Origin of the sequence: Acidaminobacter hydrogenoformans DSM 2784 (assembly GCF_900103005.1) — a bacterium.
Taxonomy (GTDB): domain Bacteria; phylum Bacillota; class Clostridia; order Peptostreptococcales; family Acidaminobacteraceae; genus Acidaminobacter; species Acidaminobacter hydrogenoformans.
The window spans coordinates 1-20,799 of the sequence record NZ_FMWL01000027.1 but is presented as its reverse complement, the minus strand read 5'-3'; the positions used below and the strand labels follow the sequence as shown (position 1 = coordinate 20,799).

At 52.0% G+C, this 20,799-nt stretch carries 18 protein-coding genes and 1 tRNA gene; 3 read left to right on the top strand and 16 right to left on the bottom strand.

What is annotated here, in order from left to right; genetic code table 11:
• Positions 1 to 120 precede the first annotated feature (120 nt).
• From BLP63_RS15685 to pepF, 12 genes are all read right to left on the bottom strand, one after another.
• A complete protein-coding gene (locus BLP63_RS15685; protein ID WP_092593266.1) occupies positions 121 to 1,008 on the bottom strand; it encodes a GHMP family kinase ATP-binding protein in 888 nt (295 codons plus the stop codon).
• Between the two features lie 18 nt (positions 1,009 to 1,026).
• Positions 1,027 to 2,139 (bottom strand): pyridoxal phosphate-dependent aminotransferase, encoded by a 1,113-nt coding sequence (locus BLP63_RS15680; protein WP_170829505.1) that lies wholly within the window; start codon positions 2,137 to 2,139, stop codon positions 1,027 to 1,029.
• Positions 2,140 to 2,173: 34 nt separating this feature from the next.
• Positions 2,174 to 3,178 (bottom strand): adenosylcobinamide-phosphate synthase CbiB, encoded by a 1,005-nt coding sequence (cbiB, locus tag BLP63_RS15675; RefSeq protein WP_092593262.1) that lies wholly within the window; start codon positions 3,176 to 3,178, stop codon positions 2,174 to 2,176.
• A 4-nt stretch (positions 3,179 to 3,182) separates the two neighbouring features.
• A complete protein-coding gene (locus tag BLP63_RS15670; protein WP_242870945.1) occupies positions 3,183 to 4,706 on the bottom strand; it encodes a cobyric acid synthase in 1,524 nt (507 codons plus the stop codon).
• A 141-nt stretch (positions 4,707 to 4,847) separates the two neighbouring features.
• A complete protein-coding gene (locus BLP63_RS15665) occupies positions 4,848 to 5,465 on the bottom strand; it encodes a histidine phosphatase family protein (RefSeq protein WP_092593260.1) in 618 nt (205 codons plus the stop codon).
• 12 nt (positions 5,466 to 5,477) lie between these two features.
• Positions 5,478 to 6,254 carry an adenosylcobinamide-GDP ribazoletransferase gene (gene cobS, locus BLP63_RS15660; protein ID WP_092593258.1) on the bottom strand — a complete coding sequence of 259 codons (777 nt, stop codon included), beginning with the start codon at positions 6,252 to 6,254 and terminating at the stop codon, positions 5,478 to 5,480.
• A gap of 34 nt (positions 6,255 to 6,288) precedes the next feature.
• Entirely contained in the window at positions 6,289 to 6,846 is a 558-nt protein-coding gene (cobU, locus tag BLP63_RS15655) for a bifunctional adenosylcobinamide kinase/adenosylcobinamide-phosphate guanylyltransferase (protein WP_092593256.1), read from the bottom strand.
• Positions 6,847 to 6,901: 55 nt separating this feature from the next.
• Positions 6,902 to 7,594 carry an endonuclease III gene (gene nth, locus BLP63_RS15650; protein ID WP_092593254.1) on the bottom strand — a complete coding sequence of 231 codons (693 nt, stop codon included), beginning with the start codon at positions 7,592 to 7,594 and terminating at the stop codon, positions 6,902 to 6,904.
• A 298-nt stretch (positions 7,595 to 7,892) separates the two neighbouring features.
• Positions 7,893 to 10,511: an ATP-dependent chaperone ClpB gene (gene clpB, locus BLP63_RS15645; protein ID WP_092593252.1), complete on the bottom strand. Its 2,619-nt coding sequence runs from the start codon at positions 10,509 to 10,511 to the stop codon at positions 7,893 to 7,895.
• A gap of 66 nt (positions 10,512 to 10,577) precedes the next feature.
• The gene (locus tag BLP63_RS15640) at positions 10,578 to 11,312 is read right to left on the bottom strand and encodes a hypothetical protein (RefSeq protein ID WP_092593250.1); all 735 of its coding nucleotides are present in this window, start codon (positions 11,310 to 11,312) and stop codon (positions 10,578 to 10,580) included.
• A gap of 270 nt (positions 11,313 to 11,582) precedes the next feature.
• Positions 11,583 to 12,482, bottom strand: a complete 900-nt coding sequence (locus BLP63_RS15635) for a polysaccharide deacetylase family protein (protein ID WP_092593248.1) — start codon at positions 12,480 to 12,482, stop codon at positions 11,583 to 11,585.
• A gap of 160 nt (positions 12,483 to 12,642) precedes the next feature.
• Complete coding sequence (gene pepF / locus BLP63_RS15630; RefSeq protein WP_242870944.1) at positions 12,643 to 14,439, bottom strand: oligoendopeptidase F; 1,797 nt, start codon at positions 14,437 to 14,439, stop codon at positions 12,643 to 12,645.
• Positions 14,440 to 14,639: 200 nt separating this feature from the next.
• Here pepF and BLP63_RS15625 point away from each other — a divergent pair, with 200 nt between their 5' ends.
• Together BLP63_RS15625 and BLP63_RS15620 are read left to right on the top strand one after the other, a co-directional pair.
• Complete coding sequence (locus BLP63_RS15625) at positions 14,640 to 16,226, top strand: hypothetical protein (RefSeq protein WP_092593247.1); 1,587 nt, start codon at positions 14,640 to 14,642, stop codon at positions 16,224 to 16,226.
• Between the two features lie 4 nt (positions 16,227 to 16,230).
• The gene (locus tag BLP63_RS15620; RefSeq protein ID WP_092593245.1) at positions 16,231 to 17,010 is read left to right on the top strand and encodes a 5'-methylthioadenosine/S-adenosylhomocysteine nucleosidase family protein; all 780 of its coding nucleotides are present in this window, start codon (positions 16,231 to 16,233) and stop codon (positions 17,008 to 17,010) included.
• A gap of 116 nt (positions 17,011 to 17,126) precedes the next feature.
• Here BLP63_RS15620 and BLP63_RS15615 read toward each other — a convergent pair whose 3' ends face one another.
• From BLP63_RS15615 to BLP63_RS15605, 3 genes are all read right to left on the bottom strand, one after another.
• Positions 17,127 to 17,789, bottom strand: a complete 663-nt coding sequence (locus BLP63_RS15615; RefSeq protein WP_092593243.1) for a hypothetical protein — start codon at positions 17,787 to 17,789, stop codon at positions 17,127 to 17,129.
• Positions 17,786 to 18,826, bottom strand: a complete 1,041-nt coding sequence (locus tag BLP63_RS15610) for a CorA family divalent cation transporter (RefSeq protein ID WP_170829504.1) — start codon at positions 18,824 to 18,826, stop codon at positions 17,786 to 17,788. The genes BLP63_RS15615 and BLP63_RS15610 overlap by 4 nt, the downstream gene beginning before the upstream one ends.
• Positions 18,827 to 18,952: 126 nt before the next feature.
• Positions 18,953 to 19,948, bottom strand: a complete 996-nt coding sequence (locus BLP63_RS15605) for a hypothetical protein (protein ID WP_092593239.1) — start codon at positions 19,946 to 19,948, stop codon at positions 18,953 to 18,955.
• A gap of 249 nt (positions 19,949 to 20,197) precedes the next feature.
• Here BLP63_RS15605 and BLP63_RS15600 point away from each other — a divergent pair.
• Positions 20,198 to 20,272 (top strand) — tRNA-Ala (locus BLP63_RS15600).
• Positions 20,273 to 20,574: 302 nt separating this feature from the next.
• On the opposite strand, the gene BLP63_RS15595 is transcribed toward BLP63_RS15600, so the two are convergent.
• On the bottom strand, positions 20,575 to 20,799 hold a 225-nt coding region (locus tag BLP63_RS15595), incomplete at its 5' end, for a hypothetical protein (RefSeq protein WP_330387186.1).

Here is a 20,799-nt window from a genome sequence, read left to right as displayed (position 1 = left end):
AGGAAAAATTATAGTAACTCGCAGCACCCAAGCAGGGCTGAGCGCCCTTTGTTTATCATCCCCACTAAAGCAACAAGTAGCCCCCAAGCAGGGCTGAGCTTCTTTCGCGAACCATCCCGACTAAAGCAGCTCGTAGCCCCCAAAAACCGTTCGCGCCACAAACTGCGTCCGGTACCATTCCAGGGCGCCTGTTTCGCTGAGAAGTTTCAGCAGCGCCCTTTCCTCCATGCCTTCCGGCATTGCGAGTCCAAGCACAGTTCCGCTGTGTGCGCCAACCACACCATAGGCGCCTTCACGCTCCGCCAGAGCATGGATTTCTTCCAAAAATGGCTTCGCAAGGACCACCTGATGCTCCATTATGCTGGCGCTCGCAGCCTCAAACACACCACGAATTGAGCCGTCACTGCACGCCGCCTCAAATTTCAGATAGGGCATCTTTGTTTTTCTCGAAAGTGCTTCCGTAACGGCTGCCTTTGAGCGGAAGGTATCTGTCATAACGGTCGAAGATGGCTCAAGAATTAAGAGTTTTATATCAGGCGCTGTCTTATAAGTTTTCAGGACGGTTCCGTTCAAATGGTTAAACAGTGTCCAATCCCTGAACATCAACCCATCACTGGGTTCAATCTGTGCGCACAGCTTCGCCAGAATTTCCGGTGATTGAGGCGAGTCAAACAGTTCAAACACGCCAGCTATCACGCCGCAAATATCTGCGGTACTCGTGGCATAACCCTTGCCAGGCGCAAGAGGCGAAACTACATCAATCTGAACAGAAGCCGTTTCCCGGGCGGAAAGCCCCAAAAATCTGGCCGCACTCAAAAATCCCGCAGCCGCTTTAGGCTGCAGGTTGTTTTGGTCTCTATCCCCATCAGCGTTTTTTATCAGACGGGCCTCAACCTCCGTATATCGATCTATAGGCAGCGAGATCAGCGATTCCTTAACCAGATAGGGTCCCTGAATCAGCTCACCGCAGGTTGTGGGAATTTTGAGGCGCACATGGTCTTTAGACATCTTTCAACTTCCCTTTGATTATTTGGCTTGAGACAGCAGGGATGACAACACTTCCATCAGGCGCGCCTGATCCGCGTCCCCCAGCACTGCCAGGCGGTAAAACCCTTTCTCGAGACCTTTGTAGTTGGCGCAATCCCGAATGAGGATGCCAGAAGCTTCCAGCGCTTGCTTGAGGGATGACCGAAATGGTCCGTTCACCTGAATGAGCACGTAATTCACCTCACCGGCGTATAGGGCCAGGTCTTTAAAGTTGGCGAGGTGGGCGATGAGCTTGGTCTTCAATCGGCAGAGCTCTGTCCTTGTGTTTTCTATGTAAGCCGCATCTTCAAGGGCTGCCACAACATAAGCCTCTGCCAGAGCATTGAAGCCCCATACCGGCTTGACTGCCTGCCAGTAAGCCGCAAAAGCCGGGGAGGCCGTCATCAGGTAGCCGGCGCGAAGGCCGGGCACCGCGAAGAATTTTGTCAGAGAGCGGGTCACAAAAAGGTTTTCAAACTTTGTCACTTCACCCGCCATGGACCAGACGGTTTCGTCTGTCAAAAATTCCATGAAGGCTTCATCTGTAAGCAGCGCGCCATTCCAGGCAGACAGCCTTTCCAGCGCATGCATCAGAACTGTCTTTGCGACCAATTTCCCCGTAGGATTATTGGGGGATCCAAGCACGACCAGATCCGGCCTGTGTCGGTCAATGGCCTCATAAAAAGCGCCCGGTTCAATGGCAAAGCCGCGCTCTGCTTCAAGGGGAAAAAAAACAGTTTCTCCCCCATGGGCTGCCGCTGCTTTTTCATACTCCACGAAAGCAGGGGCCACAATCAAAGTTTTTTTGGGTTTAAGCGCCCGGAATACGTCATGAATCGCTTCTATCCCGCCGTTTGTGGGATAGATCTGAGCTGCGTCCAGACCGGCGTTATGATAGTCCGCGAGCTGTTTCCTGAGCTGAGTATAATCCGGGTCAGGGTAGCGTGTCAGAGACCCGCGGCAACGCTCCAGCACCGTTTTTATGGCACTCAGGCCCTTTTCAGAAGGGCCCAGGGGGTTGATATTGGCACTGAAATCTATGACAGACTCCAGGGAAATGCCTTTGCTTTTTTCAAGTGCATATGGATTTCCGCCGTGCTCGTAGCTGTGCATTCTGACACCCCCCTTCATGATGTTACACGATTCTTTACTTTTGAACAAGCCAAAATAACCCCTGCCATGCGAGAAAAGCCAGCAGTGACGCGCCGTAGACCAGTGTCACAGTGGTTTTCAGATGCGCGCTCAGGGGCGGGGACACCGGATCCCCCATGGTCTTTTTTTCGTACGTGACGCCAAAATAGGTGGCCCGGCCGCCAAGTTGAATCCCCAAAGCGCCGGCGACGGCAGCCTCTGGGTAAGGACTGTTGGGACTTTCGTGATTTTGCCGGTCTCGAAGCATGATCCGGGCGGCACGCTTATAATCGAGCCTCAGGATCAGCGCGGTGAAGATGACAAGGAGGCCGCTGAGTCTCGCAGGCAGCCAAGTGGCTAAATCGTCGAGTTTGGCGGCGGCCCAGCCAAAATGCAGGTATTTTTCATTCTTGTAGCCCACCATGGAATCGAGGGTGTTGACGGCCTTGTAGGCCATGCCCAGGGGTACGCCGCCAAGGGCGGTGAAGAAGAGTGGGGCGAGGATACCATCGGCTAAATTCTCTGAAACGGTTTCGACGCCACCCTTTATGATGGCCTCGCGGCTCAGCTTGGAGGTGTCCCGGCTGACCAGCATGGAGAGCTGCTTTCTGGCGGGTGCCAGGGCTTCGTCAGTATCAGTTTCCGGAGTGGCCGGGCCGTCCTGAGCCCCTGAGCTGATGGGGTCCGGCCCCAAGGCATGGTAAAGCTTCATGCCCTCGTCGCAGAGGCTGCGGGTTGCCATCATCTGAAAAAACACCAGGGCCTGGACGACAAGACCGGCCCAAGGATGAAGCATGAAGGCACCCCACACGAGCGCCAGGTAAAAAAGGTAAACGGGCAGGACGGTCAACAAAACGAGGACGACACCCCGCAGCTTTAAGCCGCCGGGTGAACCGCCCTCTTTGATAAGCTTGTCTTCCCAAAATCTGACCAGCCGTCCTATATAGCGAATAGGATGAGGGACCGACACAGGGTCCCCCACCGCTAAATCCAGTACGTAGCCAATCCAGTACGCCAGCATGTCGCTAACCCAGGATCTCGTAAATCTTGTCCATGTCCAGGCAGGATTTCAAAAGCGCTGCCAGTTTGTCGTACTCCCTGTCCTTAAAGTCCTCATAGGATTCAAGCGGCGCTTGCACCTTATCCAGACCCTTCTCGGTACGGATGATGTTGATGAGCTTGCGGGTAAAGAGAAGGTTGTCGAAAATCCCGTGGACATAGGTGCCTATGATTTTGCCGGTTTCATCTACTGAGCCGTCCGCGACTTCTGTATCCATGCCAAACCGGTTGTAGATGTCTATGAGATGCGGCGCGCCCATACGTCTGTAGGAGTGGCCCATGTGGATTTCATAGCCCTTAAGCTCCATGCCGTTAAGTTCTTCAAACGACCCGCGCATGCCGGTGAGACGTCCGAAGACCTGGGTCGTCGTTTTAATGGTTTCAAACACAGTATCCACGTCCAGGAGGCCGAGGCCAGGCATTTCATCAATGGTGCTTTCTGCGTGGTGAGGGTCCTGGATGGTCTTCCCAAGAATCTGGAAGCCGCCGCAAAGGCCTATGATCATGCGGCCTTTTCTGTGAAGCTCGTAGATTTGATCCGCCAGACCGGAGTCCCTGAGGAACTGAAGGTCAGACATAGTCGTCTTTGTGCCTGGAATAATCAGGATGTCCGGGTCGCCTATGCGCTCGCCCCGCATGACATACCGCAGGTTGACGTCCTCCTGCATGCCAATGACATCAAAATCCGTGAAATTGGAGACGTGCGGCAGGTACAGGACCTCTACATTGACCTTGCCGTGGCTCTCCGCTTTGACCCGGAACCGTTCTGACAAGCTGTCTTCATCCTCAATTTTGAGGTCTGTATAGGGGACGACTCCAAGGACTGGAATCCCCGTCAGTTCTTCAATCTGGCGAAGTCCCGGCTCGAGGAGCTTGACGTCTCCCCTGAACTTATTGATGATGAAGCCTTTGACACGGCGACGCTCTTCCTCTGAAAGGAGCATAACCGTCCCGTATAGGGAAGCGAAGACGCCACCCTTGTCAATGTCACCCACCAAAATCACAGGCGCATCCGCGATCTCCGCCATACCCATGTTCACGAGATCATTTTCCCTGAGGTTGATTTCCGCCGGGCTTCCGGCGCCCTCGATCACAATGACGTCATTTTCAGATGCCAGGCCTTCATAGGCGTCCTTCACAAGGGAGACAAGCTCCGGCTTCTTTGAGTGGTAGTCCACGGCACCGAGGCTGTCCACCGCTTTACCCATGAGGATCACCTGGACCACCTGGTCCGTGGAAGGCTTCAGCAAAATGGGATTCATCCGGACGTCCGGCTTCTTGCCGGCGGCCTCTGCCTGAACGACCTGAGCGCGGCCCATCTCGCTGCCGTCTTCTGTGATGAAGGAGTTGAGTGCCATGTTTTGGGATTTAAACGGCGCCACATTGTGTCCATCACTTCGGAATACCCGGCATAGCCCCGTCGTCAGAATGCTTTTGCCTACCGAAGAACCTGTACCTTGAATCATAATTGGTTTTGCTTTTGGTGCCATTTAAATACCTCCTTCATAATTTTCATGGCGTCTTTCCTGCCAGTTTCAGCGGTTGGATGCCAGGTTGGTTGGGTTGAGCGCGCTTTCCTGTGTCAGTCTTTTGGATCCCCTGACCTTTATGGCTGTTTTTTGCCGATGGTCTCAAAACGACCTCTCCGGCGCCGGAAACGGACTTTTCAATTGTACCAAAACGGCATAGCCGTCAATATATTCCACGATCGCATGACCGCAGTTGTCAATCTTATACCGCCAGTATCCCTCCATAGAACCATGGAGCCATTCCGTCAGGAAACTCCTGATCACCCCAGCATGAGAGACGATCAAGATCCGGTCGTCCTCTTTAAAATCCGCGCTCAGCGTCTCATAAGCCTTCATGACCCGCTCGTGAAAGGTGTTCATGGATTCCCCCTCAAGGCAGGGAATATTCAGGTTGTCCGCTTCCCATGCCTTTGCATAGGCACCGCCCGTCGCCATGATTTCTTCATAGGTCAGGTTCTCCCAGGCACCAAAGTTCATCTCCCTGAGATCCGGGTGAAGCTCAAATTTTTCAAACTCCAGTCCAGTCGCAATTGACGCGGTTTCCACAGCCCGCTTGAGAGGGCTTACGAGAATACGGGTGTAGTTGTAATTTCGGATTTCTTCAGCGATATGCCGGGCCTGTTCCCTCCCTGCTTCCGAAAGGGTCGGATCCGAGAAGCCGCAAAAGGTTCCCCGGGCATTCATTTCAGTCTCTCCGTGTCTTAATAAGTGAATCTGCATTTTGTAACTCCTTTATGTCATTATGGCGATCCAGCCCGCCAGGTAGAAAAGCTCCGACAGCTCGTGCCAGGCGCCCAGCGTGTCCCCCGTCAATCCGTCTATGCGCCTTCGAACATGTTGGGTGTACACAAAGGTAAGGAGCAGGATAGCTGCCAGGACGGTAATGGACAGGGGGTCCAGGAGTCCATGGATTAAGGCGCTCAGGGTCAGGACGGGGATCAGTCTAATTAGCTTAACTTTCCCTATGAATAAGTGTCCCATGCCTTCCTTCCGTGCGTATGGGCCCAGGTAGCAGCTGAGCGCCAGCGCGGACTTCGCCGCGATGGGCATCAAGAGCAGCGGCAGCCAGGCGGTCTGGAAGGCTTGAGCGGCTTGGCCGTCCTGGACATTCTGAAAGATTTCATTAAGGAGCGCAGTTTTCAGCAGCAGCCAGGACATCATGGCCAGCGCGCCGTTGGCGCCAATCCGGGAATCCTTCATGATTTCAAGGACCCGGGCTTTGTCCCGGTTGGAATACAAGCCGTCGAAAGTATCCGAAAGTCCATCCAGGTGCAGGCCGCCGGTCAGAAGGACCTCTGCTAAAACCAGGAGCACTGCCAGGAGCAGCGTGCTGATGTAGGGCGAAAGGATTATGTAAATTAAAGTCAGGAGGCCGCCTATGACCAGACCCACAACTGTGAACCAGATGAAGCCCCTGTTGAAGTCCTCCGCGTCTGCTTTAATTTCAAAAGGCAGTGGCAGGCGTGTAAAAAATTGCAGCATCAAAATCAACGATTTGAAAGGTTTCACGGGATACCTCACTTTTTCTTTGGTGAAAGCGTCGCTATTTTATTTTGACCGGGATTCCGCTGACCAGAAGCCAGACCTCGTCTGCCATGGCCGCAATCGCCTGATTGACCCGGCCAGCTATGTCACGGAAGGCCCGGGCCATAGGGTTCTCCGGCACAATCCCCATGCCAATCTCGTTGGTGATCAGAACGCCGCTGAGACCTGAAGCTCTCATGGCGGATACAATTGCTTTTGCATGTTCCAGGGCCGCCTCTTGAATTTCATTGATCCTGGCGGGGTCCGGTTGGTCCCAGTCCACATCTGGCGCTTCCAGCATCATGTTGCTGACCATGATGGTCACGCAGTCCAGAATGATTCCGTCATGCTCCACCGCTATGCTGGGAATCACTCTGTCAATTTCAAAATATTTTTCAACAGTGGTCCATTCCTGGGGCCTTGAGGACCTATGGTGGGAAATGCGGCTTTTCATTTCATCATCAAATGGGATGGCTGTCGCTATATAGGCAATTCTGTCCGCCAGCTCCGCGATGTACTTTTCACCAAAGGTGCTCTTGCCGCTGCGGGCGCCGCCCGTGACGAGTACGATTTTCAAAGAATTTCAGCTCCTTGTGTTGCGGCTTGTTTGAACGCTTCAAATGAGAGATTATTCATTTTGCTGCAGAAATTTCAACGAGGCTATTGTCCTCCAAGACTGCCTTGCCGTATGGGCAAAGCCCGTTCAGCCCACAGGTCTCACACGCCGGTTTTCTTGCCTTGCAGACCCTGCGGCCATGCAGGATGAGGCAGTGATGGAGCTTTGTCCAGTGCTCTCTGGGCATGACTTTCATGAGTTCCTGCTCAGTCTTGTCGACGTTTTGACCAGTCGCAAGCCCCAGTCTCGCGGATACCCGGAATACATGGGTGTCTACAGCAATGGCTGGAACACCAAAGGCGTTGCTGATCACCACGTTGGCAGTTTTTCTTCCCACACCCGGCAGCGCCATCAGCTGTTCCAGGGTCTCTGGAACGTTGCCGCCATAGTCTTCATTCAAGGTTCTCGACATATTTAAAATGTTTTTGGCTTTGGTATGAAACAGACCACATGGCCGTATGATCTCCTCGAGGCTTTCAAGACTTAGCTGAGCCATTGCCTGAGGTGTCGAAGCAATTCCAAACAAGACCTCGGTGACCACATTAACCCTCTGGTCCGTGCACTGGGCACTCAGGATCACAGCAACCAGCAGCTCGTAGTCCGACCTGAACGTCAGCTCAGGCGCGGCGTCCGGATAAAGCTCAAGCAGCTTCTCCACCATTTGCGTTTTGTCTTTTTTCGTTGGCTTTGGAATTTTCTTTTTTGCCATGCTTATGCACCTCGATGCTTTATTATAACCATTTATAAACTGTGTTAAAAGGGTGCGTCAATGTTTTTATGTTAAATCACAAATATAAAGTAAACATAATTCAAAAAAATGCTTTCATTAGTTAGGCTATGGTCTGTCGCGTCACAGGATTAAAGTGGCGGCATTCAGGCGGTAACAGGCGGGAAATCAGGCGGGACTGTCCCCAACCACAAAAAAGCGGGGCCATTCGCATCTTTTAATATGATCGAAAGGGCCCCGCGATTTCCTTGAACCAAATGCACATTTGTTTAATTATTTTTTATTCGTTCTCTTCTTCGCCGGTTGCCCGCTTTTCTTTCTCAACCGCAAGCGCACCGCCCCGGGCAATCACCGACACTGTATCCCCGTCATTAATTTCACCGGCTATCAGCGCCCTGGCAAGCGCTGTCTCCAGGCTCCTCTGCAGGTAACGCTTCAGAGGTCTCGCACCAAAAGCAGGGTCGTAACCCTCCTTGAGAATCAGTGCTTTTGCCGTATCATACAAATGAATCTTGATCTCGCGCTCCGCAAGTCGCTTTTCAATAGAGCTCAGCATCAATTCGAGAATCCTGGAGATCTCTTCCCTGATCAACGGCTTGAACAGTACAGTTTCATCCAGCCGGTTGAGAAACTCAGGCCTGAACGCGTGCCTAAGCTCACTGAGCACGGCGTCCCTGACCCCAGGTCTCAAATGGCCTTCAGAGTCCACGCCTTCAAGAAGCGTAGGCGCGCCTAAATTGGAAGTTAAAATCAAAACTGTATTCTTAAAGTCCACTGTCCGCCCCTGAGAGTCTGTGATCCGCCCATCATCCAAGATCTGCAGCAAGACGTTGAAAACATCCCTATGCGCCTTCTCCACCTCGTCGAACAGCACAACACTGTAAGGCTTTCTGCGTACTGCTTCTGTCAGCTGTCCGCCTTCTTCATAGCCTACGTATCCAGGAGGCGCTCCAATCATACGGGCGACGGAGTGCTTTTCCATATACTCGGACATATCAATTCTAACCATGTTGTCCTCGCTGTCAAACAGCGCCTCAGCCAGCGTTTTCGCCAGCTCTGTCTTACCAACCCCGGTAGGGCCCAGGAACAGGAAGGATCCAATAGGCCGGTTAGGGTCTTTGATCCCGGAACGGGATCTGAGGATGGCATCTGATACCTTCTGAACTGCCTCATCCTGACCAATGACCCTGGCGTGGAGAATCTCTTCAAGTCTGAGAAGCTTTTCCCGCTCCCCTTCCATCATCCGAGCCACAGGAACGCCTGTCCAGCGGGAGACAATTTTCGCGATCTCTTCCGGTGTGACACTTTCACGGAGGAGTGTGTTTTCACCTCTCGTCTCTGAGTCCTTAATGGCAGCAGCAAGCTCTTTTTCCAGAGCCGGAATGTCCCCATACTTCAGCTGTGCCGCCCGGTTGAGGTCATAGTCCCGCTCCGCGGCCTCTGCTTCGTGGTGCAGCGCTTCGAGCTGCTCCTTCAGCGCGCTGACTTTGGAAATAGAAGACTTCTCACCCTCCCAAACCGCCATCAGCGACTTGAGCTCATCCCGCCGCTCAGAAATGTCACGTCTCAGGTTTTCCAGGCGTTTTATGCTCGCCTCATCCGTCTCCTTGGCCAGCGCCGCTTCTTCGATCTCCATTCGCATGATGTCTCTGCTGACTTCGTCAAGTTCCGTTGGCATAGACTGCAGCTCCGTCTTAATCAATGCACAGGCCTCGTCCACCAGGTCAATGGCTTTGTCCGGCAGGAACCGGTCTGTAATATAACGGTGAGATAAGATGGCCGCCTGGATCAGGCTGGCATCATGAATGGTGACACCGTGATAGATTTCATAGCGTTCCTTAAGCCCCCGCAGAATGGATATGGTCTCCTCCACGGTTGGCTCATCAATCATGACCGGCTGGAAACGACGCTCCAGCGCGGAGTCCTTCTCAATATATTTTCTGTACTCATCCAGTGTCGTGGCCCCAATGCACCGCAGTTCTCCACGGGCAAGGAGCGGCTTGAGCATATTCCCTGCGTCCATGGAGCCCTCAGTTCTTCCGGCACCAACAATATTGTGAATTTCATCAATGAACAGGATAATGGCGCCTTCACTTTTAGCGACCTCATCCAGCACCGCCTTGAGCCGTTCCTCGAACTCACCGCGGTACTTAGCGCCTGCCAGCAGCGCCCCCATGTCCAGGGAATAGACCCGCTTGTTTTTAAGATTTTCTGGCACATCCCCACGTACAATGCGCTGTGCCAGCCCTTCGACAACCGCCGTTTTACCGACTCCGGGCTCCCCAATCATGACCGGGTTATTCTTTGTCTTCCGCGACAGGATCCGAATGGTATGACGGATCTCCTCTTCACGGCCAATGACAGGATCCAGCTTGTTTTCAGTCGCGCGCTTCACCAGATCTGTCCCGTATTTCTCCAGGGCGTCATACGTCCCTTCCGGATTGTCCGTCATGACCTTTTGATGACCACGAACCGCCTGCAGGTGCTGCAGGAAACTGTCTCGGTTGATTCCCCTCTGCTCCAGCCGGGATTTCAGATCCTTTGGCGCGTGAGACATCAACCCAAGCATCAGGTGTTCCACGCTGACGTAGTGGTCACCCATGGTTTCCGCCTCTTGATCCGCCTGGTTCAGCGCCTTCGTCCCCTCACTGGAGAGCATGGGCTGACTTCCCCCGCTCACTTTTGGCTTTTTGCCTATGATTTCCCGTTCTACATTTTGAAGCGTATTAACGTCGACCTCCATCCGCTTCAAAATCGATGGAATAAGGCCCTGGGGATCCGCAAGGAGTGCCTCCAGCAAGTGATCGAGATCCACGGATGGATTACCATTTTCAACACTTTGGTTGATGGCGTGCTGAAGTGCCCGCATTGCGTTTTGTGTGTATTTTTCTGGATTCATTCATCTCACCTCATTCGGATAAACCTATGGCATAAATAACGACAATGATGATAAAAATTAAGCATTTTACGGATTGGCCTGCAATAATTCAACATGCAGCCTTTCAAGGGCGGTTTCAAAGCCCGGACCGCCTTCCGCCTTGCCAAAATAAAGGTTGAGCCCTCTATTGATCCATTTGCAGGCGTTCAGCATCTGTTCTGCCACCTCTTCACTGGCGGTTTCCAGCGCATTGAAACTATAGCGGCGAATGAAACGCGTACCGTCAAAAGCGGTCATGGGTGCCCGTCCAAGATCAGTTGCAGAGAACTTCACTTTGTCCCAAGCCTCCACCGTCAGCGGTGCCGGCAACACTGTCGACATTTTCCCACTCCGGCGAGCCTCATGAAGCATCATGACTTCCATGCTGTCCAGCCTTATAAAAAAGTCCTTCAGCAGGGACAGCAGCGCTGAAGACGTCGTCCTTGTAGAAACTCTGAGTGTCGCCGTCAACCAATGGTCCATCATACTAAACTGAATCTGGAATAAAATTTTTGGCTGATACCTGTAAGTCAGCGCTGTCCTGAACTCCACAGCATTGTCAGCGCCGTCCTGCAATACTGAGACCGTATGAAGCATAGCCATGCGTTCATTAATCATGCCCACGATTTCCGAAAACCTTATGGATGGCAAATCGATCCCAAAATGGCGCGCCAGTAGATCATCTATCAGCTGAGACCGGCTCTTTCCCGTCCGGGCAGATTCCCGGTCGACTTTTGATATTATTGAATCTGACAGCACCAAACTGATAATACTCTTGGACATAGGCTCACCTGCCCTTCACATTCTATTTTCAATTATATTTTGTCACCAAATTATTATTTTGTCAATATTATTAATAATAAGACCAACAAATTAATAGCTATTTTACTGAAGACAACTGGAAACAATCCCCACTATTTGGCTGGGGACTGTCCCCAACCAAATAGCTCTGGTTTTTCTCCACAAATAACCTTATAGCCCATCATATTCCCACCTCGGATCTGCCAACAAAAAAAAACAGACCCCTTGCAGGTCTGTTTTCACCATATCCTTTTAGCTCTGAGGCGTCTCAGCCGCCTCTGGCTCAACCTCTTCCGACCATGGCACCATTTTAAAATAAGGGATCACCGCTTCGAGAGGCAAGGAAATCACATTGTAAACTGCAGCTTTGTCATTTTCAAGATAGAAGAAGTTGAGGTTCTCACCTTCAAAATAAATGCCCAGCCACGGTCCAAAATCACTGTCAAAGCTGGTATCCGCCTCGCAAATCAAAGCTGTCAGCGCTGCCCTTGAGGCTTCGTCACTCAAAAATAAATTTGAAGCTTTAATTTCCTTTGAAGTATTCGCATCCAAATTTACTGAAAACATAACATCATAAGTCGACTTAAGATGAGGCTGAAGACCCGTGATTACCACAGACAAAATCTTGTCATCCATCCGCGTAATTTCATAGTCTAAAGTCACCTGGTCCCCGTCACCGTTCGCAGACACAACATATCCGTCAATTGCGGAATAGATTGCCTTATTCATTTCATCTTGCAGCTCCAAGTTCTCCAGGCCTTCAATGACAGGATATCTCACTTCTGCACTTTCAGAGCGAATCCACGCTTCCTTTACACCATAGCGCATTTCTTGGGTACTTTGCGCAAGTCTTGGCTGAGGCTTACCTTCAACCAAGCCAGCAATACCTTCACCTTCACTTTCAGCACCTGCGGCCATCAAACCTTGAACGCCTTCAGTTTCAGCGGGTTCAACAGATAATTCCTCAGACCCTTCAGCAGTCCCGGTCACCGCTGCATCCGTTGCCGCCTGATCTTCCGTAACTCCTGCCGGCCCTTCAGCGGCGCCTTCCCCCGGGTTTGTCACTTTATTATTTTGAGCAGCGCATCCCCCAAAGAACAGGGCCGCCGTTAAAATCATCCCAAGTATGCGCATAACTTTTTTCGAATCCAATCAAACACCTCCCTACCCCAACATAATAACCTAAAAGCATTAAAAAAGAATTAAGCAATGAAAAAAAGAAAGGCTGCAGGCAATCACACAGCCTGCAGCCTCCCCAATTTTATCACCTTTTCCGCATTCAAATCTGGTCTGTCCCTGTCCCCAACCAAAACTACGCCTGGGTCAACTGGTCAAACTCTTCCACCAGCTCACCAAAGAGCTCGAGGGCCTCATCCACCGGCGCACCGGAAGCCATATCCGCCCCTGCCGCCTTTAGAATCTCAATTGGATACGCGCTGCGGCCCGCACCCAAAAACTCGAGATAGCGCTCCGCTGCCCCCGGTTCCTTGCCCAGGATCGCCTTCGACAGCGCGATCGCCGCCGAAAAGCCCGTGGCATACTGAAAGACATAGAAATTGTAATAGAAATGAGGGATTCGCGCCCATTCTATGGCAATCTCGTCATCGATCACCACATCAGGCCCATAGTACTTTTCGTTCAGCCCCCTGTAGAGGATTTTCAGACCATCCGCTGTCAGCGCGCCGCCAGTCTCCACCGCCTCATGGATTTCCCGCTCGAACTCCGCGAACATGGCCTGCCGGAACACCGTGGTCCGGAACTGGTCCAGATAATGGTTCAGCAGATGCAGGCGCTCGGCCTTGTCCTTCACGCGCTTCAGGAGATAATCGTTGAGGAGCGCCTCGTTCGTGGTCGACGCCACCTCCGCCAGGAAAATGCTGTAGTGTCCATAAAGATAGGGCTGTACGTGATGGGTCATATAGCTATGCATAGAATGTCCCATCTCATGGGTGAGTGTAAACATGCTGTCGAGGGTCTCCTGGTAATTCAGCAAAATGTAGGGCTTAGAGTCATAGGTCCCCCAGGAATACGCGCCGCTGCGCTTCCCGGCATTCTCGTACACATCGATCCAGCCCTGGTCAAAGGCAGCCTTCACCGTCTCCACATAAGCTTCGCCAAGGGGCTCCAGACTCTCCAGCACCTGCGCCTTCGCCGTCTCGTAATCGATCTTCTTCGTCACAGAAGGAATCAGCGGTACGTACAAGTCATACATGTGCATTTCCTCAAGGCCCAGCATCCGCTTACGCACTGAGATATATTTATGAAGCTTTGGCAGGTTGCGGTGGATCGCTTCAATCAGCTGATCGTAAACCTTAACCGGCACATGGTTTTCAAAGAGCGCTGCCGCTCTCGCACTCTTGAAGTTCCTGGCCCTTGAAAAGAACTGATTCTTCTTGACCTCCGACTGCAGCAGGCTTGCCATAGAATAAATGTGATCCTGGTAAGACTTGTAATAGCCTCTGAACGCCGCTTGCCTCAGCCCTCGGTCCTGGCTCTCCATAGTCGGGATGAAGTTGCCATGGGTCAGCTGTATTTTATTGCCCTTTGAGTCTTCAACCTCCGGGAATTTCATGTCCGCGGCATTGAGCATCTCAAATACCGTACTTGGCGCGGACGCCATTTCCCCTGCCATAGCCAGAAGCGCTTCTTCCTTTTCAGACAGCGTATGAGGCTTAAAGCGCAAGATATTATGAAGATATTGCTTATAGTCAGCCAACGGGCCAGCCCCTAAATAAAGGCTCATGATAGCCGTATCAATAGCCATGATTTCAGGCACCAGAAAAGCGCCTGCTTCCTGAGCGGCTACAGAAAGTGACTCCATTCTTGACACCAGCGCCTGATGCTCTCCAACCCGGGTGTCCTCATCCAGCTGCATCTTGGCAAAAGCATATAAATTCGAGAGCTTTCTGGACAGCGCCAGCTCCGCGTCAACAGCACCTCTTAAAGTGTCCGCCGAAGCGCCAACCTTTCCCATGAACGCAGTCAGCGCATTGATCAACCCTTTTGTCGCTTCAAAATCCCGCTCCCAGTCTTCTTGGCTGGGATACATCTCTCTTATGGTCCACCGGTTCTCCACCGGAATTTCATGCCGTTCCAGCAATGCGCCCAATATTTTCGTCCCCTTTCAGCATCTCCTGCTTGGACCAGCCAGGGCGGCCGGTCAATCGCATAAAAATTTCTGTATGTAGTGTATACCTTCCTATTATCTGATTAAAACAAAATAGCGCCAAATTTTGAGACTTTCTTAAGTTTCCGGTGGTATAGTTATTAAAGGAATTGAACACGAGAATCCGAGGAGTTGAAGATCATATGTCACGCTATACGCTGAACAATAGACCCGCCAAGCGCGTTTGGGCAATTTTTCTGGTCCTCTTGGTCCTGGGCACTGCAGTCCTGCTTGGGGCCTGCGAAGCTACTGAAACTTCAAATACACCACCCGAGTCGCCAGGGGAAGAAACCAGGGAGGGACTGGACCCACTTGAAGCCTCCAGGCTTGAAAACGGCCTGTACGAACTCATGAATGCAAGTTCAGACCTCGATACGGTGACGGAAGCCTGGCAGGAAGCCCTGGCGGCCACTCAGGACCCAGAATCCAAAGACCGACTCACCTCCCGCTGGCTGGACTTCGCCAAGTACAGAACCAGCGCCTTGTCCCAAGCCCTCTACAGCGAGAACGGCGACACCGGAAGCCCACTGTTTGTGATCTATAACACGCTCTTTCAGCGGCAGTGGGATCCCGCCAGGATTCCAGACATTGAGGACCCGGATCTCAGGCGCTATTTCGAGGTTCTGGACCGCAGCTTTATGCGCATGGTCGAGTACGGCGAGTATGTAGGTCCAGGCTTTGATTTTGAACGCCTCTCCAACCTTAACACTTTATCCAGCGGCTTTCAGGCCTACTTCACCTTGTCTGACCACTACTACGGCTTCCTTGCTGAATCATATCAGACGGGTCTGATACCTTACAATGCTTTTGCGGACTACCTTCTGAAGCTGGAGGACACCCTTAAAGCAACAGACTCACCCTACATCAAGATTCACCTTGAGCCCCTGCTGCGCTGGTCTTACGGTATGTTCTTTTCTGGGACTATGGGCAGCGGGCCTTTTAACTACGAAACCAACGTCCTGGACCCTAACTTCGAAGACCTGCTGGAAAGCATTGTCGAAAGACAGCCAGACAGCGGCTTAGCCGCCCTGGCTACCCAAGTCATGAACCTGCCGGAGGGCACGGATGAATCCGAATACGCTTATGTGGACGCGGTCCAAAACTACAAACGCTTTGGACTGGATTCACCAAAGGGGATTCGAACCGTTTACAGCTATCAGCACCCGGTCTTCTACGAGGCCAGGCCTGAGCTTTACGGCTTTGAAGACACACAGGTGATGGCGTCGTTAAGCGCCAACTTAAACAGCCTCCTGGATCAGCTTAAAACACAGGTTCAGTGGGGCAATAACCCAGACGCTTCCTATAATCTGGGCTACCACCTTGAATTCGCCAACGACCGCTGGGCCAGCTTTCAGCTGGCGGCGTCCTCCTACGATCCAGAAACCGGCATCAACCTCAACTTCAATGAGGCCGCTGTGTTCGATCTCACCACCGGCGCTCGAGTGACCCTGGATGAATTTCTGGGGGATGAAACCGGTGAAGCCACGAACCGTATAGAAGCACTCCTCATAGAACAGGCCCGGCAGTATATGACACTGCCGGAAGACCTCTCAGTGGATCTGAGCCAGCGCTTCAGCCTGGGTGAAGACTACCTGCTCGCCATGCTGCCGCCCAGGACCCTGTCCGAGGAACAAGCCTACGACTTATTTGTCGATCTCAGATACGGCCTCGCTTTTCCAGAAGTGGACCTGCGGAACCGGCTGCTGTCTATTGAAGAGGAGGCACGCTGACCCTATGGAAGCAAGGAAGAAAAAAATTACCGTTCAGGTGGGCTGCCGCTCGGAATGGCACGCCCTTGAAAAAGCTTTAAATCCGGAGGCAGCACTGATGCCCCAGGACCTTGGCCCCTTTTCCCAATATCACATCGCGGAATTAGGCGGCGCTCAGCTGATCTTCTTTCAAGGAGGGCCATCGAAGGCCGTCGCTGCCGCGGCGTGCCAGCACGCCCTGACGACGTACACACCTGATCTGCACATCATGATGGGTACCTGTGGCGGCGTCAGCGGCCTTGCACCTCATGGCGGCGTGTTATACGCCCATCAGGCAGCCCAATATGACTGTATTGACCGGCTCTGCGAATCCAATGACTTCTTCTACGCTGCCTTTGACGTCCACATTGACAACCGGTGGATCCGGGAGGTCCTCGAAGCAAGGGGCTTAGTGGGCGGTACCATAGCCACAGCAGATCAGGACATTGATTACACTGTCAGGAAAACCCTGATGGCCCACGGTGCGGATGTGGCCGACTGGGAGTCCGCTGCCGCGGCGCTGGTCTGCCACTATAACAAAGTGCCAATCCTGATCCTGCGAGGCGTCTCCGACATTCCGGAAGAATCCTTGTCCCAAGAGGATCAGGCAGAGAGCTTCCTCCAGACTACGCCTGAGATTATGGGGGCGCTCGCGAAGCTTCTGCCTGTCATTGCTGAGCAGCTTTCAAAGAAAACAGTTTTGCAGAACACGCGCATTCCACTCTACGCAAGGCCCTTTCACGTTTTTCCCATTGAAAGCTGTTGAAGCCCCCAAGGATTATAAAAACGCAGAAAAGCGCCTGCCAACACCCTGCTTTCCAAGAAAGAGGTTGTGGGCAGGCACTTTTTTTGCCTTGCTATTCAGCGCCGCTTAGTATCCACTCAGAACAGGATGGGATGTGCCACATCCCCTTCAAGCCCGAGGAAAGCCTCACGACCCTCCACAGCGTCATAGCCAACCTCAGTCGCCATCTCCATGACCTCCGGGTACTGGAGGACAAAGTCAAACCTGGCATACTTGCCATCTGCGCTGTACATGTAGAAAGAACGGTAGCGCCCCTTCATTTCTTCGCTGACGGTGACAGGCGTGTGAACCGCATGAAAAGCCTGCAGCAGTGTGCCATCCGGCCTCAGGATCATCAGGGCGTCTCCCTTCGTGCTGGTGAAATTGGCACCATAGAGCCATACCAAAGTTTCAAGTGCGCCGTCATCATCCAGGTCAACATAGACATATTGATAGTGATTTTCGCCCAAAGATGCTTCAATGGCAAAAGCCTGGACCGCCATGTCCTCTATCGCCTGGCTGGGCTCTGGTTCGTTCGGGAGGCTGTCCAGCGCGGTTTCAAAAGACGCAACCGCACTGGTGTTATCCTCCATGACCTCCGCTTCCGCCGTCTGTCCGCAGCCGGAAAAGAGCAGCGAAAAGGTGAAGATCAGCAGGAGCAGGGCGGGGGCGGTACGGGGGCGGTCAGGTGACCATCGGCAAAAAACTTTTTCAGAGTCCGGGAGGGAAGCTGCACAATTTCTGAAGGGTAAATGGATCAAAGCCAGGCTCTCCTTTTGAAGTAGCGGATCATGAAGAGGGTCAGCGCGATCGTAAGCAGCCAGAACGACGGATAGGCAAACTTCATCCTCAGCTCTGGCATGTAATCAAAGTTCATGCCGTAGACGCCCGTCAGGAAGGTCAGCGGAATAAAAATGGACGCAAAGACCGTCAGGGTGGTCATGATCTCATTTAAGCGGTTGTCATTCATGGTCAGCATAATTTCGATCAAGCTCGTGATGCCCTCGCGAAAATACAGGGCATAATCCTCAATGCTTCTCAGGTGCTCATAGAGCTCCCGCATGTAGACCGAGTGGGAGCCCTCGCGGTCCATCATTCTGTTTTCAAGGGCGTCATGCAGGTTTGAAGCAGCATTTCTAATGGTAAAGAGCGTCTTGCGAAAATCGTGTAGAGCACCCAGATGCTTTGTCGACTTTTGGATCAAAATCATATCTTCGAGCAGCTCATAGCGGGTCTCCATATCGATCATGACATGATAGTATTCATCGATCAGACTGTCAAGCAGCAAATAGATAAAATACTCGTGGTCCATGGTTTCATCTGCTTCGTGATATCTTTTCATCACATGGTCAGCTAACGCGTCCGCATTATTGGTCATGGTCAGGACGGCTTCCTTAGTTTTAATCACCGTCAGCTGTCCAATCGACAAACTGAGTTTCGTGTTATTGAGTGTCTCCACCAAGTCCGTGTTTTCCTCAGCCTCGTCGACCAGATTAAACTTGGGAGAAGCTGACATCAGCACGCGAGCAATAATCCCCTCACATTGGGGATCGAAAAAATACTGGGAATGCTGTCCACTCTCCACTTTATCCAGCAAAACATTCAATTCAAGCCCAAGCTGGGCAGCGATCGCTGACCAGTCATGCTCCGAAATCCGCCCACGGACGTCAATCCAGTTTACGTCATCCAGGGGCGCATCTTCGGGGAGAAGGCGCCACTGGCCCTGGTGATAACCTCTGTAATGAACTTCGCCTTTAGACGCCGCACTGCCCGTTATGTCGCGGTTGAGTTTTTCCATGTCATCCCTCTTCATGGTGAATTTATAATGTTTCGAAGCAGCGCAGGCATTCCCGCGCAAAAGTGCCGCCAAAAGCTAAGTGCTCCTGGCGTTCCCCTTTCAAGCTTGAACACTTCGCTGCAGTCTTCAGTAAGCGCCCCAGTACCTGTAGCCTTCGCGGCTTTTCGTCAGCCCACCGTTCTCTCCGGTTAGCCAGTGCAGGAGTTCGCCTTCCGCCCCCCGCCAATACAGCGCGAGTTCCGGACGTTTTCCAAAGTCCGCAAGCCAGCCCACAATAAAATTCTCCGGATGGATTTCGCCACCGTCATCCACACGCCAGCTGTAAAGATCCAGTTCCTTGATGTAGTTCGCCGGGAAGTAAGCATACCACAGCGCGCCTGCCGGATCCACAAGGATCAGCGTCAGCATGGCCTGGTTCCCCTGGGGCTCAAACTGCGCCAGATAAATGGCGGCAGAGTTCTCGGCGTCATAAAGGTGCCACAGGTTTTTGACTGTCAGCTTTCTGTCTGCCTCAATGCGCTGCCTGAGCGCCTGATCACTGCTGGATTCTCCGACCTTTGTAAGCGCATGAAATGTCCTCGCGGATACAAAGGCGTCCGTCATCAGCGTCACGCTGTCGTTCTCCGGAATCTTCCCGGCGTTAAGCCTGTAAACGGCCCCATACCGCTGTTTGAAGTTCGCGGAGATGTCCATGAGGTTGTCGTTTGGGCCGGGGGGCTGAATGCCCTCATAGCTGATTTTAGCCGTGGTGCCGTCCGGCAGCGACAGATGCGTGTAGACCTCAGGCTGCAGCGTTTTGGGATCGCTGAGCATCAGCGCGAAAATGCCCTGCTGGTCCCCGTAGCCAAACTGAGGGTTATCCATAGGGTCGTGCACGGGCTGAGCTTCCGGCGTTTCAGGCTCTTCCTCTTTTTCTGCCGATGGTCCCCCTTCCCCCTCACTCACCGGTACGGGCTCTTCCGGAACTGCTGGCGCCTCTGGTTTTTGACAGCCGGACACCGTTATCAGCAGCACAGTGAGCAGAATCAGCAGGGTGGGGATCAAGGGACTGGATGAACGTCTCTTGTCATTTTGATGTTTATGATCCTGTGGGGGTCGGGCGGTTTTATTGAAAAGTTCCATTTGGGCTCGCCTCCTGGTTATTGGTTTTTCGGGTGTTGGTTATTCTTAACTACAGCTTATTCTCTTGGGTAACGGAGGTTTCTCAGACACTTTATTTTACATTTAGCTCTATTATACGCTGAGATTGTTCATGTGACAAATCAGTGGATCGCTGGATTAATCCAACGGGTATAATAAAAAAACAGTGTAAATCAAAATTACCCGTTGACAGATCCTGTGATCTTGGTAAAATAAGTTTTAGGCAGACTTGGGGGTATAACTCAGCGGGAGAGTGTCACGCTGGCAGCGTGAAAGTCAGGGGTTCAAATCCCCTTACCTCCACCACATCCGTAAACACCTATTGATATGATTTACATATCGGTAGGTGTTTTTATTTTGCCCTCAAACCTTTGAAACAAGCGGCCTGCGGGGTTTCTCGCAAGAACGCTTGTTTCACGATATTTGCATTATATTGACACATATGGCTTAATGCACCTATTTTAGTGTAATTTACATAAATTTAAATCGTTGAACATTTGAGCCGCGGGGTGCATTTTCTGATGAATCGTTGAATGTCAACTTCCAGAAAAAATGTGACTAAAACTCCTGCACAGGTCTCGATGCAGGAGTTTTTTGTTGTTTCCAGCCTATCCTTTTTCTTGATCAGTTGGTTGTATAAATTGAAGGATTTGGTCGTAGGATTTATCACTTTTCATAATAGCAGCGATAAGTTCATCACGCTTTAACCCATCGCGTTTGTCCATCAAATCTTTTAATGTTGCAAGCGCCGCATCGTACTTCGCCTTTGCCTTTACCACATCCAATTGGGCCTTTTCAATCTTTTGTTCCAACGCATCCATTCCAACCGTTCT